This is a genomic window from Amycolatopsis sp. NPDC003861, from assembly GCF_053605405.1.
Genome location: NZ_JBSGJD010000060.1, coordinates 1 through 15,515 on the forward strand (window position 1 = coordinate 1; position 15,515 = coordinate 15,515).

A 15,515-nucleotide genomic window follows, 5' to 3' on the forward strand; every position below is an offset into this window, starting at 1 on the left:
CCCGGAGGGGCCCTGCAACCGGGTCACTCCCGTTCGGACAAGGTGACCTCGAGGCCTCCGGCCAGGTCGGCTGAGACGTTGTAGATGAACGCGCTCACCGTGGCCAGGGCCGAGACCAGGACGATGTTGATCGCGCCCAGGATGGCGGCGATGCCGAACACGCGGCCGGCGCTGATGAGGGGTTCAGCTGAGGCGTTTGCTCCCTCGCCGCCGACCAGGGACGAGTACGTTCCGTTCAGCTTGTCCCAGACGCCCATGCCGTCGAGCACCGTGTACAGGACGCCGACCGCGACCAGCCAGACGAAGAACATTGCGACGCCCAGGACCAGGGACAGCTTGAGGACCGACCACGGGTCGAAGCGCTTGACCTGCAGGGATGCTCGGCGGGGGCCCCGGCCGGGGCGGCGCAGGGCGCTCGGGCGAGCTCGCTGCGTCGAGGCCGGGGGGACCTCGCCGGCCGCGGGGGGAGGCGTTTCCGCGCTGCCGCCGAAGAGGCGGGGGGCTACGCTGCCCGTCACCACCGGGCGTTCGGTGGTGGGGGCGGGCTGCGCCTCCTCCGTGGCCAGCTTGACCGTCGCTTCGGCGTCGCCTTCCTTGTCCACCCGCTGCCAGGGCGGGCTCGCCGGCGTTCCGTTCGAACCCGCTGCCTCGGGATTGTCGGTCGGTGTCACGAAGAGTCAGTCCTTACCCGTGCCGTGGGGCGCTGTCCGTAGTTGTGAACTTACTGCTCGGGCTGCGCCGTGGTCTCGTCAGCTGCTTCCGGCGCTTCGGGAGCGTCACCATTGGCGACGTCCGAGGGCTCGTCCGCGTTGCGTGCGACCGCGAGAAGAGTGGTGCCTTCGCCGAGATTCATCAGCCGGACCCCCTTCGTCTGCCGTCCCGCCTTGCGGACGTCGCCCGCCGGCGTGCGGATCACGCCGCCGCTCGAGGTGATCGCGTAGAGCTCGTCCTCGGCGTCGACGATGAGCGCACCCACCAGCCTGCCACGTTTGCGGTCGTGCTGAATGGTGAGCACGCCCTTGCCGCCGCGGCCCTGGACCGGGTAGTCCTCGATCGCCGTGCGCTTCGAGTACCCGCCGTCGGTCGCGACCAGCAGGAACTTGCCCTCCTTGACGACGCTGATGCCGAGCAGCTCGTCGCCGTCGTTGAAGCGCATGCCCATCACGCCGGACGTCGGGCGGCCCATCGGCCGCAGCGCCTCGTCGGTCGCGTGGAAGCGGATGGACTGGCCCTCCGCCGACACCAGCAGCAGGTCGTCCTCCGCCGCCGCCAGCACCGCGCCGACCAGCTCGTCACCCTCGCGCAGGTTGATGGCGATGAGGCCACCCGAGCGGTTGGAGTCGAAGTCGGTGAGCTTGGTCTTCTTCACCAGGCCGCGCTTGGTGGCGAGCACCAGGTACGGCGCGACCTCGTAGTTCTTGATTTCGATGACCTGGGCGATCTGCTCGTCCGGCTGGAACGCCATCAGGTTCGCCACGTGCTGGCCGCGCGCGTTGCGGTTGGCCTCGGGCAGCTCGTACGCCTTGGTCCGGTACACGCGGCCCTTGTTCGTGAAGAACAGGATCCAGTCGTGCGTCGAGCAGACGAAGAAGTGCTGGACGATGTCGTCCTGCTTCAGCGTCGCGCCCTGCACGCCCTTGCCGCCGCGCTTCTGGGACCGGTAGAGGTCCGTTTTCGTCCGCTTGGCGTACCCCGTGCGGGTGATGGTGACGACGACGTCCTCGACCGCGATCAGTTCCTCGTCGGTGACGTCGCCGCTGAAGCCGATGATCTTCGTGCGCCGGTCGTCACCGTACTTCTCGACGATCGCCATCAGCTCGTCGCGGATGATCGCGCGCTGCCGCTCGGGCTTCTCGAGGATGTCCTTGAGGTCGGCGATCTCCAGCTCGATCTCGGCCAGCTGGTCGATGATCCGCTGGCGCTCCAGGGCGGCGAGGCGCCGCAGCTGCATGTCGAGGATCGCGGTCGCCTGGATCTCGTCGACGTCCAGCAGCTCCATCAGGGCCGGCCGGGCCTCGTCGGCGGACGGCGACCGCCGGATCAGCGCGATGACCTCGTCGAGCATGTCGAGGGCCTTGACGTACCCACGCAGGATGTGGGCCCGTTCCTCGGCCTTCTTCAGGCGGAAGCGGGTCCGCCGGACGATGACCTCGACCTGGTGCTTCACGTAGTGCCGGATGATCTGGTCGAGCCGCAGCGTGCGGGGCACGCCGTCGACCAGGGCCAGCATGTTGACGCCGAAGTTCTGCTGCAGCTGGGTGTGCTTGTAGAGGTTGTTCAGCACGACCTTCGCAACCGCGTCGCGCTTGATCGTGACGACGATCCGCATGCCCGAGCGGCTGTTGGACTCGTCGGCGATGTCGGCGATGCCGGTGAGCTTGCCGTCGCGGACCAGGTTCGCGATGTTCTCGACCAGGTTGTCCGGGTTGACCTGGTACGGCAGCTCGGACACGACCAGGATGGTCCGGCCCTTCGCGTCCTCTTCGACCTCGACGACCGCGCGCATCCGAATCGAGCCGCGGCCGGTGCGGTAGGCGTCCTCGATGCCGGACGTGCCGAGGATCATCGCCTTGGTCGGGAAGTCCGGGCCCTTGATCCGCACGAGCAGCGCGGCCAGCAGCTCGTCGTCGGTCGCGTCCGGGTTCTCCAGCGCCCAGGCGACGCCTTCGGAGACCTCGCGCAGGTTGTGCGGCGGGATGTTCGTCGCCATCCCGACCGCGATCCCGGAACCGCCGTTGACCAGCAGGTTCGGGAACCGCGCCGGCAGGACGTCGGGCTCCTGCGTGCGGCCGTCGTAGTTGTCGGAGAAGTCGACGGTGTCTTCTTCGATGTCGGCCAGCATCTGCATGGCCAGCGGCGCGAGCCGGGACTCGGTGTACCGCATGGCGGCCGCGGGGTCGTTGCCCGACGAGCCGAAGTTGCCCTGGCCGTCGATCAGCGGGTACCGCAGCGACCACGGCTGGGCGAGCCGGACCAGCGCGTCGTAGATCGCCGAGTCGCCGTGCGGGTGGTAGTTGCCCATGACGTCGCCGACGACGCGCGAGCACTTGTTGTACCCGCGGTCCGGCCGGAAACCGGAGTCGAACATCGAGTACAGGATCCGGCGGGCGACCGGCTTGAGGCCGTCACGCACGTCCGGCAGCGCCCGCGACACGATGACGCTCATCGCATAGTCGATGTAGGAGCGCTGCATCTCCTGCTGGATGTCGACCGGCTCGATCCGGTCGTGTTCCGGAGCCGGCGGCAAGGTTTCCGTCATGAGGTCCTTCTCGGGTGCGGGGGCCTAGCGGGACGAAGAACGGGGGACGCCTAGACGTCCAGGAAGCGCACGTCCTTGGCGTTGCGCGTGATGAACGACCGGCGGGCCTCGACGTCCTCGCCCATCAGGACCGAGAACAGCTCGTCCGCCTGGGCGGCGTCGTCCATCGTGACCTGGCCCAGCAGCCGGTTCGCCGGGTCCATCGTGGTCTCCCACAGCTCTTCGGCGTTCATCTCGCCGAGACCCTTGTAGCGCTGGATCGCGTCGTCCTTCGGCAGCTTCTTGCCGGCCTCGACCCCCGCCTGGATGACGGCGTCGCGCTCGCGGTCGGAGTACGCGTACTCCGGTTCGGACCGCGGCCACTTGATCTTGTACAGCGGCGGCCGCGAGAGGAAGACGTGGCCGTGCTCGATCAGCGGGGCCATGAAGCGGAACAGCAGGGTGAGCAGCAGCGTGGTGATGTGCTGGCCGTCGACGTCGGCGTCGGCCATCAGCACGATCTTGTGGTAGCGCAGCTTCTCGATGTCGAACTCGTCGTGGATGCCGGTGCCGAGCGCGGTGATCAGCGACTGGACCTCGGTGTTCTTGAGGACGCGGTCGATGCGGGCCTTCTCGACGTTGATGATCTTGCCGCGGATCGGCAGGATCGCCTGGTACATCGAGTCGCGGCCTTCCTTGGCCGAGCCGCCGGCCGAGTCACCCTCGACGATGTAGAGCTCGCACTCCTCCGGCTTGGTGGAGCGGCAGTCCTTCAGCTTGCCGGGCAGGCCGCCGATCTCCAGCGCGCCCTTGCGGCGGACCAGGTCACGCGCCTTGCGCGCGGCCATCCGGGCCTGCGCCGAGGAGATCGACTTGTTGATGATCGTCTTCGCCTCGGTCGGGTTGCGCTCGAACCAGTCCGCCAGCCACTCGTTCGACGTCTGCTGCACGAACGTCTTGGCCTCGCTGTTGCCCAGCTTCGTCTTGGTCTGGCCCTCGAACTGCGGCTCGGACAGCTTGATCGAGACGATCGCGGCGAGACCCTCGCGCACGTCGTCACCGGTCAGGTTCGCGTCCTTGTCCTTGAGCAGCTTCTTGTCGCGCGCGTACGCGTTGACGACGCGGGTCAGCGCGGCGCGGAAGCCCTCTTCGTGGGTGCCGCCCTCGTGGGTGTTGATCGTGTTGGCGAACGTGTAGACCGACGGCGTGAACCCGGTGTTCCACTGCATGGCGACCTCGACCTCGAGGCCGGTGCCCTTGGCGTCGAAGGAGATGACGCTGGGGTGGATCGGCTCCTTGCTGCCGTTGATGTGCTTGACGAAGTCCTCGAGCCCGCCCGGGTAGCAGTAGGTCTTCTCCTTGACCCGCGCGACCTTGCCCTCGGCGTCCTCTTCGGTCTCCTCGTCCGCGACGCGCTCGTCACGCAGGGACAGCGTCAGCCCCTTGTTGAGGAACGCCATCTCCTGGAGCCGGCGCGAGATGGTCTCGAAGTTGTAGGTCGTGGTCTCGAAGATGTTCCCGTCGGCCCAGAAGGTGATCGTGGTGCCGGTCTCGCTCGCCGGGCCGAGGTCCTCCAGCGGGCCGGGGATCTGGTCGGTGTACTCCTGGCGCCAGCTGCGGCCGCCGTACTTGACCTCGGCGAGCAGCTTCGTCGACAGCGCGTTCACCACCGAGACGCCGACGCCGTGCAGGCCGCCGGACACCGCGTAGGAGTCGCTGTCGAACTTGCCGCCCGCGTGGAGCACGGTGAGCACGACCTCGAGGGTCGGCTTCTGCTCCTTGGGGTGCATGTCGACCGGGATGCCGCGGCCGTCGTCGACGACGCGGACGCCGCCGTCGGCGAGGAGGGTAACCTCGACCTTGGTGGCGTACCCGGCCATCGCTTCGTCGACGGAGTTGTCGACGACCTCCTGGACGAGGTGGTGCAGCCCGCGTTCACCGGTGGAACCGATGTACATGCCGGGGCGCTTGCGGACCGCTTCGAGGCCTTCGAGCACCGTGATCGACGACGCGTTGTACTCGCTCTTGTTCTCGGTCACCGGCGTTGTTTCTCCTCGTCTCGCCCGAGCGGACGCTCGCTCTCCTCCAGTGTACTTGGCCGCGTCCGCTGACATGCGGCAAGGACACCCCTGAACGCGTCACAGACGGACGAAATCGGTTCGAGCCGAGTCTTGACGTATCTCGGGAGGTCTGGATGCGTTCTCGGCCCATTCAACCGAGCATCGCGCAACCCGGGTCAGCCGTACGTGTCACGGGGGCCGCGACCCGGCACGTGGCGGGGCCCTTTCCGCCAGCTCGGGGCGGTCGGGCCCTGGATCCGCATCCGCTTGACGACGCCGTTGCCGACCCCCGCCGCGATCTTCGCGAGCAGCTTGCCCTGCAGCAACCGGAGCTGGGTGGCCCACGCCGTCGAACTGGCGCGGACGGTGAGTTCGCCGTCCTTGAGCGCGACCGGCTGGGCGTGTTCGGCGACGTCTTCGCCGACCAGCCGCGCCCACTGCGCGAAGACGCGGGCGCTGGTGACGCTCTCGTTCCAGCCGCGGTCGCTGACCAGCCGGGAGACCAGCCGGCCGAGCGGCTGCGGATCGCGCGCGTCCGCGCCCGGTCCCGACCAGCGGCGCCGCCGGGGGTTCTGCCCGCCACCGACCGCGGGACGGCGGCGTCCGGGCGGGACACCTCGTTCCTTGGCCTTGGCCTTCGCGGCCTCCAGCGCGGCGTGCGCGAGGTCGCGCCCGGTCGGGGGTGTCTCATTCGGCCCAGCGTTGTCATCACGCTCGGTACCCGCCGACGGCGGGGCGTCGGTTTTCGGCGTTTTGTGCCACCCATCCGGCCGCAGAGTCACGGGCAGCGATAACTCATTCACCGTGTTATCCACACTGTCCACAGGTTTGTCCCCAGATCGGGTGCGGTTTGTGCCGCCCGTCACCCGGGGTGCCCGGTCGCCTTGCTCAGCCACGCGTGATCTCACCATCCGCCACCACGAACCGGTGCCCGGTGAGCTCCCCGGGCACGTCTTCGTCGACCGCGGCGGTCACCAGCACCTGTTCGGCGCTCGCGGCCACCTCGGCCAGCCGGGCCCGGCGCTTGCGGTCCAGCTCGGCGAACACGTCGTCGAGCAGCAGCACCGGCTCGCCGGCCTCCCCGCGCAGCAGCTCGTAACTGCCGAGCCGCAGCGCCAGGGCGAACGACCACGACTCGCCGTGGCTCGCGTAGCCCTTGGCCGGCGCCTGGCCCAGGATCAGTTCCAGCTCGTCCCGGTGCGGGCCGACCAGGCTGATGCCGCGCTCGAGCTCCGCCTTGCGGGCCTCACCCAGCGCCTTGAGTAAGACGTCCTTCAGCACCTCGGGTTGCGCCCGTTCGCCGTCCGGTACGCCGTACGTCTCCGGCAAGGCCGCACCCAGCGACGACCGGTAGGCGATCTTCGCCGGGCGCGAGTCCGGCGCGACCCCCATGTACGCCGAAGCCGCGTACGGCGCGAGGTCGGCGACGAGGTTCAGGCGCGCGGCCAGCAGCTCCGCGCCCGCCACCGACAAGTGGTCGTCCCAGACCTCGAGCGTCGAGAGCGCGTACGGGTCTTCACGTCCCGTACGGCGTTTCCCGGCCGTCTTGAGCAGGGCGTTCCGCTGCTTCAGCACCTTCTCGTAGTCCGCCCGGACCCCGGCGTACCGCGGCGCGCGCAGCACCAGGAGCTCGTCGAGGAACCGGCGTCGCTCGCTCGGGTCCCCCCGCACGAGCGCGAGGTCCTCCGGGGAGAACAGCACCGTGCGCAGGATCCCGAGCACGTCCCGCGGCCGGCCGACCGCGCCGCGGTTGACCCGGGCGCGGTTCGCGCGGCCGTTGGTGATCTCGAGCTCGACGGTCAGTTCGCGGTCGTCGTTGACCACCGCGACCCGGACCAGCGCACGCTCGCAGCCGTGCCGGATCAGCGGCGCGTCCGTCGCGACGCGGTGCGAGCCCAGCGTCGCGACGTACCCGATCGCCTCCAGCAGGTTGGTCTTGCCGCGGCCGTTCTGACCGACCAGCACGGTCGGCCCCGGTTCGAGGGCGAGATCGGCCTGTGGCCAGGAGCGGAAGTCGGTGACCTGCAGGTGTCGCAGATACACCAGGGCTCCCTACCCGCCGACCTTCTTCACCGCGTGGCCGCCGAACTGGTTGCGCAGCGCGGCGACCGCGCGCATCGCGGCCGAGTGCTCCTGGCGCGAAGCGAACCGTGCGAACAGCGCGGCCGAGATGACCGGCGCCGGCACCGCGTTGTTGATCGCCTCTTCCAGCGTCCAGCGGCCTTCGCCGGAATCCTCGACGTACCCCTCGAGGTCGTCCAGCTCCGGGTCTTCGTCGAGCGCCCGCACGAGCAGGTCGAGCAGCCAGGACCGGACGACCGTGCCGCGCTGCCAGCCCTTGATCACCGCGGGCACGTCCTTGACGACCTTCGCGGCTTCGAGCAGCTCGAAGCCTTCGGCGAAGGCCTGCATCATGCCGTACTCGATGCCGTTGTGGATCATCTTCGCGTAGTGACCCGCGCCGACGTCACCGGCGTGCGAGAAGCCTTCTTCGCGCGGGCCTTCGGGACGCAGCGCGTCGAAGATCGGCATCGCCTTCTCGACGTCGGCGGCCGCACCGCCGACCATCAGGCCGTAGCCGTTGTCCTTGCCCCACACGCCACCGGACACGCCGCAGTCGACGTAACCGATGTTCTTCGCGGCGAGCAGGTCGGCGTTCAGCTTGTCGTCGGTGTACTTCGAGTTGCCGCCGTCGATCACCATGTCGCCGCCGGCGAGCAGGTTGCTCAGCTCGGTGACGGTCTGCCGGGTCGGCTCGCCGGCCGGGACCATGATCCAGACGATCCGCGGACCGTCCAGTTTGGACACCAGGTCCTCGAGCGAGGTCGTGTCGCTGACGTCCGGGTTGCGGTCGTAGCCGACCACCTCGTGATCGGCCGCACGCAGCCGCTCACGCATGTTGAAGCCCATCTTGCCCAGGCCGATCAGACCGAGCTGAACCATCGAGATCCCCTTACGTGCTACGGAAAGCGGGTCAGCCCGGGAGGCGGACCGGCATCAGAAGGTAGAGGTAGCCGGGGACGACGTTGCCCTCGGCGTCGGCGGGCTTGATGAGCGCGGGGCGGTTCGGCGTGGTGAACGTCAGCTCCGCCCGGTCGCTGTGGAGCGCGCCGAGGCCGTCGACGAGGTAACCCGGGTTGAACGCGATCGTCACCGGCTCACCTTCGTACTCGACCTGCAGCTCCTCTTCGGCGCTGCCTTCGTCGTCGCCGCCCGCGGACAACCGCAGCGTGTTGTCCCCGAACTCCAGTCGTACCTGAGTCCCCCGCTCCGCCACCAGCGAAACGCGCTTGATGGACTCGGTGAGCGCGGAGACTTCGATCACGGCGCGCGAGGTGTGCGACGCCGGCAGCAGCTGGCGGTACGGCGGGAACTCCGCGTCGAGCAGGCGGGTCGTCGTGTAGCGGCCGGAGCCGGACAGCCCGAGCAGGCCTTCGCCGCTGGCGAGCGCGAGCCGGATCGTGGCGCCGGACGCGCCGAGCGTCTTGGCCGCCTCGGCGAGGGTGCGCGCGGGGACGAGCACCGCGGCGTCGGCCAGGCCCTCGGCCGGCTGCCAGGTGAACTCGCGCATGGCGAGCCGGAAGCGGTCGGTCGCGACCAGGGTCAGCGAGCTGCCGGAGATCTCCAGCCGCATGCCGGTGAGCATCGGGAGCGTGTCGTCCTTGCCCGCGGCGACGACGACCTGGGTGACGGCCTGGCCGAACGCGTCGCCGGCGAGCTCGCCCGCGAAGGCGGGCTGGGACGGCAGCTGCGGGTAGTCCTCGACCGGCATGGTCGGCAGGGAGAAGCGCGCGCTGCCGCAGGTGATGGTGGCGCGCGCGCCGTCGACGGAGATCTCGACCGGCTGCGCGGGCAGCGCCTTGGTGATGTCGGCGAGCAGGCGCCCGGACACGAGGAGGCGGCCGCCGTCGGCGATCGTCGCGGGGACCCCGACCGTGGCGGAGACCTCGTAGTCGAAGCCGGAGACCGTCAGCGCGTCGGTTTCGCCGTCCGAACCGGCGTCGAGCAGGACACCGCCCAGCACCGGCACCGGAGGCCGGGAGGGGAGGCTTCTGGCCACCCACGCGACGGCGTCGGCGAGCCCGTCACGCTCGACGCGGATCTTCATGCGCGCATCCTTTCGACGATCGAGCCCCGTGCGGGCTCGGGCCAGGCCTCGTTCTCGCGGGGCAGTGACCGGCTGCCCCCTCCGGCCGGTCCGCCCACCCCCGCGTGAGCGGCCGGAGCGCGGACCGGGTGCAGGCGTCCACGTTAGGCCGTCGCGGGCGCCGCCGTCACCTCGGCCTCCCCTTGACTTTGTCGACATGGCGACTCGATCGCGCAGCTGTCCCCAACTTCGTCCGCCGCCTGTTTTTATCTTTTTCTCTCTTAGAAGAGATCTAAAGGCAGTAGCAGTAGTAGGTGTTGTGGATTGTGTGGATCGAGCTCGTTCGCGCAGGTCGGACGGTCCGCGGGCGTGTGGGTAACCGTGGTGGTGGACCTGTGGGTAACCCGGGGCGTCCGTGGATGGTTTCGGGCATCCCCGGATCCGTCCACAGATCCGCCTGGTTGTCCCCATGGTTGTCCCCAGGTTCGGGACTGTTTCTGGGGGCGGACAGGACGGCCCGAATCGCTCTTCCGAGTGATCGGCTCCTCCTGTGCACAGCATGTGGGCAACCTGTGGAATCAGCGTGGACAAAGGTGTGGATGCGCTGTGGATCGCCTGTGGGCGGGGTGTGGAGGGAATCCGTGTCTGTGCTGGTGGGAGATCCGTTGGCACTGTGGGCAATCCGCCCACACGGTGGGGAAAACCCCTTGTGTACAAACAATTTTCGCGAGTTTGGCGAAGCACGCGTACGCGCCTTCGCTGCTTCGCGGGCGTACGCGTGCTTCAGGTGTCCAAAGACGACGAAGGGGCGTCCACATTGAGTGGACGCCCCGAAGTCGTTGCGGGATAAGGGATGTGCTACTGGCGGGCGCGCTGCTTGATGCGCGACGTCAGCTCCTGCACCTGGTCGTAGATCCGCCGGCGCTCGGCCATCTCCTTGCGGATCTTCTTGTCCGCGTGCATGACGGTCGTGTGGTCGCGGCCGCCGAACGTCTGCCCGATCTTCGGCAATGACATGTCGGTCAGCTCTCGGCAGAGGTACATCGCGATCTGGCGGGCCGTGGCGAGCGCCTTCGTCTTGCCGGGGCCGCACAGGTCGTCGAGCGTGACGTCGAAGAACTCGGACGTGACGCCCATGATGGTCGGCGCCGTGATCTCCGGCGCGTGCGAGTCGGGGATCAGGTCCCGCAGCACGATCTCGGCGAGCGCGCTGTCGACCGGCTGCTGGTTCAGCGACGCGAACGCGGTGACCCGGATCAGCGCGCCTTCGAGTTCCCGGATGTTCGCCTCGACGCGCGAAGCGATGAATTCGAGGACCTCACCCGGCACCGCCAGCCTGTCCTGCGCCGCCTTCTTGCGGAGGATCGCGATGCGCGTCTCGAGCTCGGGCGGCTGGATGTCGGTGATCAGGCCCCACTCGAACCGCGTCCGCAGCCGGTCCTCCAGCGTTTCGAGGCGCTTGGGCGGGCGGTCGGAGCTGACGACGATCTGCTTGTTCGCGTTGTGGAGGGTGTTGAAGGTGTGGAAGAACTCTTCCTGCGTCCCTTCCTTGCCCTCCAGGAACTGGATGTCGTCGACGAGCAGGATGTCGATGTCGCGGTAGCGCCGCTGGAAGGCGACCTTGCGGTCGTCGCGCAGCGAGTTGATGAAGTCGTTCGTGAACTCTTCGGTCGAGACGTACCGGACGCGCATGCCGGGGAAGAGCCGTTGCGCGTAGTGGCCGACCGCGTGCAGCAGGTGTGTCTTGCCGAGCCCGGACTCACCCCAGATGAACAAGGGGTTGTACGCGCGGGCGGGCGCTTCGGCGACGGCGACCGCGGCCGCGTGCGCGAAGCGGTTGGACGCGCCGATGACGAACGTGTCGAAGGTGTACTTCTCGTTCAGCTTCGTCTTCGACGTCTGCGGCTGCGCCGGCGCGGTGTAGGGCTGGCCGGCGATCGGCTGGCCGGAGAACGTCGGCCAGATCTCGTGGACCGCGGCGAGCGCCTCGCCCTCTTCGTCGACTTCTTCGTCGGTGTCGTCGCCGTCGTCCGGCTTCGGCACGACGGCCTGGTGCGCCGGCATCGGCCGCGGCATCGGCGGCTGCACCGGTTCGGGCCGCGGCGGCGGCATCATCGGGGCGCCGTTGGCCGGCATCGGCGGGGCGGGTTCGGGGCTCGCGCCGTTTTCCACCCGGCCGGGTGACGGCACGTACCGGGGGGCGGGCGCCGGGGCGACGGCTTCGGCGCTGTCGACCTTCACCGCGAGGGAGATCGCGCGGCCGAGCCGCCGGGAGAGCGCGTCGGTGATCGCGCCGCGCAGCCCGCGTTCGATCGCTTCCTTCGCGAAGTCGCTGGGCGCCGCCAGGAGCGCCGTGCCGTCGAGCAGGCCGATCGGACGGGTCACCCGCATCCAGGCGCGCTGCTGGGGGGAGAGGGTCCCGTCGGACAGTTCGCGTACCACCTGTTCCCAGATGACACCCAGATTGTGCTGGTGATCCGACACCTGTCTGGCTCCCCTCCCCTCGTCTCCGTGGACGGCCGAACCGGCCCCCGGAACGCCCCGGTCACTCCACCCGGCGAGCGCAGGGAACCTGCCCGCACACCGGCACAGCGAATATCCACATAGTTGTCCACAGCTGTGCACTAATGTACGGCGACCCGTGGTGCCGCCACCTGCGGGCTCGTCGTACGCCGGTGGGCACTCCACCACCCGGATACTCGTGCACCTCGACCGGTGACCCGAGAGAGGCACGCTAACAAGCCCCGCTCGCGGCCACAAGGCATCCTGGGCGGCCAGCATTTCACGGTGCACGGCGGGTTGCCATTCGGTGCCGCGGCGTCGAACTCCGCGGGCGCGCCGGGCGGTCGCGTACCGTGGCCGAGGGGGTGCTTACCGGCCGCCCGACGGGGGTGCGTACCCTCGTAAGGTCTCCCGTATGCGACGGGTGCGTTTCGCGTGCCCACGTTGTCGTCGCTCGTCGTGACGAGGCCACACGTTGGTAGGAGACACCAGAGACTGCCGTGCGCCCGCACGACACGCCAGGTGGGAAGGAAATCTTTCCGCCCGACGCGACACACAGGAGAAGCAGTGAGCAAGGGTAAGCGCACCTTCCAGCCGAACAACCGCCGCCGCGCGAAGACCCACGGGTTCCGCCTGCGCATGCGGACCCGCGCCGGCCGGGCCATCCTGGCGGCCCGCCGTCGCAAGGGCCGCGCCGCGCTGTCCGCCTGATCGCACGATCGGGGCGCGCTGTGCTGCCGGCTGCCGCACGCTTGCGGCGGAGTGAGGATTTCCGCGTGGTTCTCCGTCGCGGGTCCCGGGCAGGCAGGCGCCGCCTCGTCGTCCACGCGCTGACCACGGACCCGTCCGAGGCCGCCGACGCTGTGCCGTCGGCGGCCAGGGCGGGTTTTGTGGTGAGCAAGGCCGTCGGCAACTCGGTGGTCCGCCACCGCGTCAGCCGGCGGTTGCGTCATCTCGTTTCGGACCGGCTCGGAACACTGCCCGCCGGTACTGCGTTGGTCGTACGGGCATTGCCGCCGTCGTCGACCGCTTCCAGCGCCGAGCTCGGGTCCGATCTCGACGCCGCGTTGCGTCGGCTGGGGCTTCTGTCGTCGCGCCGTCCGGCCGGGGATGTCCCCCGCCCGACGCGTCCCGCGGACGCGGCCCCCGACCACGGATCAGCGGTGTGACCGGCATGCGAGCCACCCCCGAGCACGACCACGAACACGACGTCGAACCCGAGCCGCCCCGGCCCGGTCCCGTCGCGTGGGTCTTGCTGCTCCCCATCAAGCTCTACCGCAAGGCGATCTCGCCCTTCCTCCCGCCGGCTTGCCGGTTCTACCCGAGCTGCAGCGCGTACGCAGTCGAAGCCCTGACCCGGCACGGTGCCGGCCGCGGCTCCTACCTCGCGCTGCGCCGGCTGCTGCGCTGCGGCCCCTGGACGCCACCCGGCCGCGACCCCGTGCCCGAGACGTTCTCGTGGCGACACCGCAGACCTGAAACACCGATCGAGGAGTAGCAGCAGTGCTCGATTTCATCTACTACCCCGTGTCCTTCATCCTCTGGTGTTGGCACAAGGTCTTCGGGTTCGTCTTCGGGGAATCGACCGCGGTCGCGTGGATCCTCGGCATCATCTTCCTGACGTTCACGGTCCGCGGCATCATGTTCAAGCCGTTCGTGAACCAGGTCCGGTCGATGAAGAAGATGCAGGACTTCGCGCCGGAGATGAAGAAGATCCAGAAGAAGTACGCGAACGACCGGCAGCGCCAGGCCGCGGAGATGCAGAAGCTCCAGCGCGAGCACGGCGTCAACCCGCTGGGCAGCTGCCTGCCGATGCTGCTCCAGATCCCGGTCTTCATCGGCCTGAACCACGTCCTGCGCGCGTTCACCATGCCGCCGCCCGGCGGCGGGCCGAAGACCGAGAACTACTTCTTCAGCCAGCACGACGTCGAGTCCTACGTCAACGCGAAGCTGTTCGGCGTCAACCTCGGTGAGGCCGTCTACAACGGTGTCGGGGTCGTCAGCGGTGGCGCCACGAACGTCGGCTTCCACTGGAGCGTGCTCCCGGTGGCCCTGCCGCTGATGATCGTCGCCTCGATCGCCACGCACCTCACCGCGCGGCACTCGGTGGCCCGGCAGAACGCCGCGTCGGCCACCCCGCAGACCGCGATCATGAACAAGCTGACGATGTACATCTTCCCGCTCGGTGTGCTCGTCTTCGGTGCGCTGTTCCCGCTCGGCCTCCTCTTCTACTGGCTGGCGAACAACGGCTGGACCCTGATGCAGCAGCGGCTCGTCTACACGAAGATCGACAAGGAAGAGGCGGCCCGCAAGGCGGAGGCCGCCGAGAAGCGCGCGACGCTCGGGCCGAAGCCGGGCCAGAAGCCGACCGCCCCGAAGGTCGGTCAGAAGCCGGTCCAGCAGAAGAAGAACCAGCCCGCGCAGACCGGCTCCCAGAAGAAGGTCACGAAGGCGGGCTCGGCCCACGGCTTCGCCCAGACCACGCCGGCGGAGGCGACCGCGAAGGCGGACGGCGCGACCGCGGCGTCCCCGGCAGACACCAACGGCTCGAAGGACAACGGCACGGGCGTGCCGGGCCTTCTCAAAGACTCGACCAGGAAGTCGGGCCGGAAGCGCCGCTGAGGCGCGACCGGTTCGGAGAGGAGACGAATGATGTCGGAGACGATCGACACGATCGACGCCGATAAGGACGACGTGACCCCGGCCGCGGAAGCGGACGCGGCGGGCGAGGAGAAGGCGGGCGGTGACGACATCCTCGTCCAGGAGGGCGACATCGCCGGCGACTACCTCGAGCGCCTGCTGGACCTGCTCGACTACGACGGGGACATCGACCTCGACGTGGAAGCCGGCCGCGCGATCGTGAGCATCGACGGCGGCGAGGACCTCGAGAAGCTCGTCGGCCCGCGCGGCACGGTGCTCGAGGCGCTGCAGGAGCTGACCCGCCTGGCGGTCCAGCAGGAGACGGGCTCCCGCAGCCGCTTGATGCTGGACATCGCGGGCTGGCGCGCGGACCGCCGCGAGGAGCTGAAGGAGCTCGGCCGCTCGACGGCGGAGTCGGTCCTGAAGAGCGGCGAGCGCGTCCGGCTGCAGCCGATGAGCCCGTTCGAGCGCAAGGTCGTCCACGACGCGGTGGCGACGGTCTCGGGCGTCACGAGCGAGAGCGAGGGCGAGGACCCGAAGCGCCGTGTGGTGATCTTCCCGGAGTCCTGAGCCTCAGACGCTTCAGGCGCAGAGCGGCCCCACTTGACTCGGTCAGGTGGGGCCGCTTTCTTGTGTGCGTGCGCCCGGCGCCCGGCGAGGTCGTCCACTTCTCCGATGACCCGTCGATCACCCGCTTCGAGCCACACGGCGCAGCGACGGCTCGGCAGCCCGAGGCGTACGTCCGGGCGGTCGACGCGGCCCGCGCACCGGACTACTGGTTCCCGCGGCAGTGTCCCCGCGCAATGGAGTGGGTGACGACGGAGACGTCCGCCGCGGACCGCGCGTGGCTCGGCACCGGCCGCGTCCACGCGATCGAGTCGGGTGGCTGGAGGCGATGCGGAACCTGTGGGCGTTCGTCGACACAGCGGCGGTGAGCACGCTCGGCTTCAGCGGCATCCGGTTGGGCAACGCGACGTCCCGGCCGAGC

At 69.2% G+C, this 15,515-nt stretch carries 14 protein-coding genes; 6 read left to right on the plus strand and 8 right to left on the minus strand.

Annotation, left to right across the window (positions count from 1 at the left end):
• Positions 1 to 23: 23 nt before the first annotated feature.
• The 8 genes from ACWEVN_RS17285 to dnaA form a co-directional block, all read right to left on the minus strand.
• Positions 24 to 671 carry a DUF3566 domain-containing protein gene (locus ACWEVN_RS17285; RefSeq protein ID WP_452051900.1) on the minus strand — a complete coding sequence of 216 codons (648 nt, stop codon included), beginning with the start codon at positions 669 to 671 and terminating at the stop codon, positions 24 to 26.
• A 50-nt stretch (positions 672 to 721) separates the two neighbouring features.
• Entirely contained in the window at positions 722 to 3,259 is a 2,538-nt protein-coding gene (gene gyrA, locus ACWEVN_RS17290; RefSeq protein WP_449683029.1) for a DNA gyrase subunit A, read from the minus strand.
• 50 nt (positions 3,260 to 3,309) lie between these two features.
• A complete protein-coding gene (gene gyrB / locus ACWEVN_RS17295; RefSeq protein ID WP_452051901.1) occupies positions 3,310 to 5,277 on the minus strand; it encodes a DNA topoisomerase (ATP-hydrolyzing) subunit B in 1,968 nt (655 codons plus the stop codon).
• 197 nt (positions 5,278 to 5,474) lie between these two features.
• Positions 5,475 to 6,080, minus strand: coding sequence for a DciA family protein (locus tag ACWEVN_RS17300; protein WP_452051902.1), 606 nt, complete (start codon positions 6,078 to 6,080; stop codon positions 5,475 to 5,477).
• A gap of 106 nt (positions 6,081 to 6,186) precedes the next feature.
• A complete protein-coding gene (gene recF / locus ACWEVN_RS17305) occupies positions 6,187 to 7,341 on the minus strand; it encodes a DNA replication/repair protein RecF (protein ID WP_452051903.1) in 1,155 nt (384 codons plus the stop codon).
• Positions 7,342 to 7,350: 9 nt separating this feature from the next.
• Positions 7,351 to 8,241 (minus strand): phosphogluconate dehydrogenase (NAD(+)-dependent, decarboxylating), encoded by an 891-nt coding sequence (gnd, locus tag ACWEVN_RS17310; protein WP_452051904.1) that lies wholly within the window; start codon positions 8,239 to 8,241, stop codon positions 7,351 to 7,353.
• A gap of 31 nt (positions 8,242 to 8,272) precedes the next feature.
• Positions 8,273 to 9,406 carry a DNA polymerase III subunit beta gene (dnaN, locus tag ACWEVN_RS17315; RefSeq protein WP_310968343.1) on the minus strand — a complete coding sequence of 378 codons (1,134 nt, stop codon included), beginning with the start codon at positions 9,404 to 9,406 and terminating at the stop codon, positions 8,273 to 8,275.
• Positions 9,407 to 10,243: 837 nt separating this feature from the next.
• The gene (gene dnaA, locus ACWEVN_RS17320; RefSeq protein WP_449683025.1) at positions 10,244 to 11,869 is read right to left on the minus strand and encodes a chromosomal replication initiator protein DnaA; all 1,626 of its coding nucleotides are present in this window, start codon (positions 11,867 to 11,869) and stop codon (positions 10,244 to 10,246) included.
• A 585-nt stretch (positions 11,870 to 12,454) separates the two neighbouring features.
• Between dnaA and rpmH the strand changes: the two genes are divergently transcribed.
• The 6 genes from rpmH to ACWEVN_RS17350 all read left to right on the plus strand — a co-directional run bounded on the left by rpmH (position 12,455) and on the right by ACWEVN_RS17350 (position 15,462).
• Complete coding sequence (gene rpmH, locus ACWEVN_RS17325) at positions 12,455 to 12,598, plus strand: 50S ribosomal protein L34 (protein WP_043787046.1); 144 nt, start codon at positions 12,455 to 12,457, stop codon at positions 12,596 to 12,598.
• Between the two features lie 20 nt (positions 12,599 to 12,618).
• Positions 12,619 to 13,056: a ribonuclease P protein component gene (rnpA, locus tag ACWEVN_RS17330; protein ID WP_449683024.1), complete on the plus strand. Its 438-nt coding sequence runs from the start codon at positions 12,619 to 12,621 to the stop codon at positions 13,054 to 13,056.
• A 5-nt stretch (positions 13,057 to 13,061) separates the two neighbouring features.
• Positions 13,062 to 13,385, plus strand: a complete 324-nt coding sequence (gene yidD / locus ACWEVN_RS17335; RefSeq protein WP_452051917.1) for a membrane protein insertion efficiency factor YidD — start codon at positions 13,062 to 13,064, stop codon at positions 13,383 to 13,385.
• 5 nt (positions 13,386 to 13,390) lie between these two features.
• Entirely contained in the window at positions 13,391 to 14,509 is a 1,119-nt protein-coding gene (yidC, locus tag ACWEVN_RS17340) for a membrane protein insertase YidC (protein WP_452051905.1), read from the plus strand.
• 30 nt (positions 14,510 to 14,539) lie between these two features.
• Positions 14,540 to 15,097 (plus strand): Jag family protein, encoded by a 558-nt coding sequence (locus ACWEVN_RS17345; protein ID WP_449683021.1) that lies wholly within the window; start codon positions 14,540 to 14,542, stop codon positions 15,095 to 15,097.
• Positions 15,098 to 15,165: 68 nt separating this feature from the next.
• Entirely contained in the window at positions 15,166 to 15,462 is a 297-nt protein-coding gene (locus ACWEVN_RS17350) for a DUF6886 family protein (protein WP_452051906.1), read from the plus strand.
• Positions 15,463 to 15,515 lie beyond the last annotated feature (53 nt).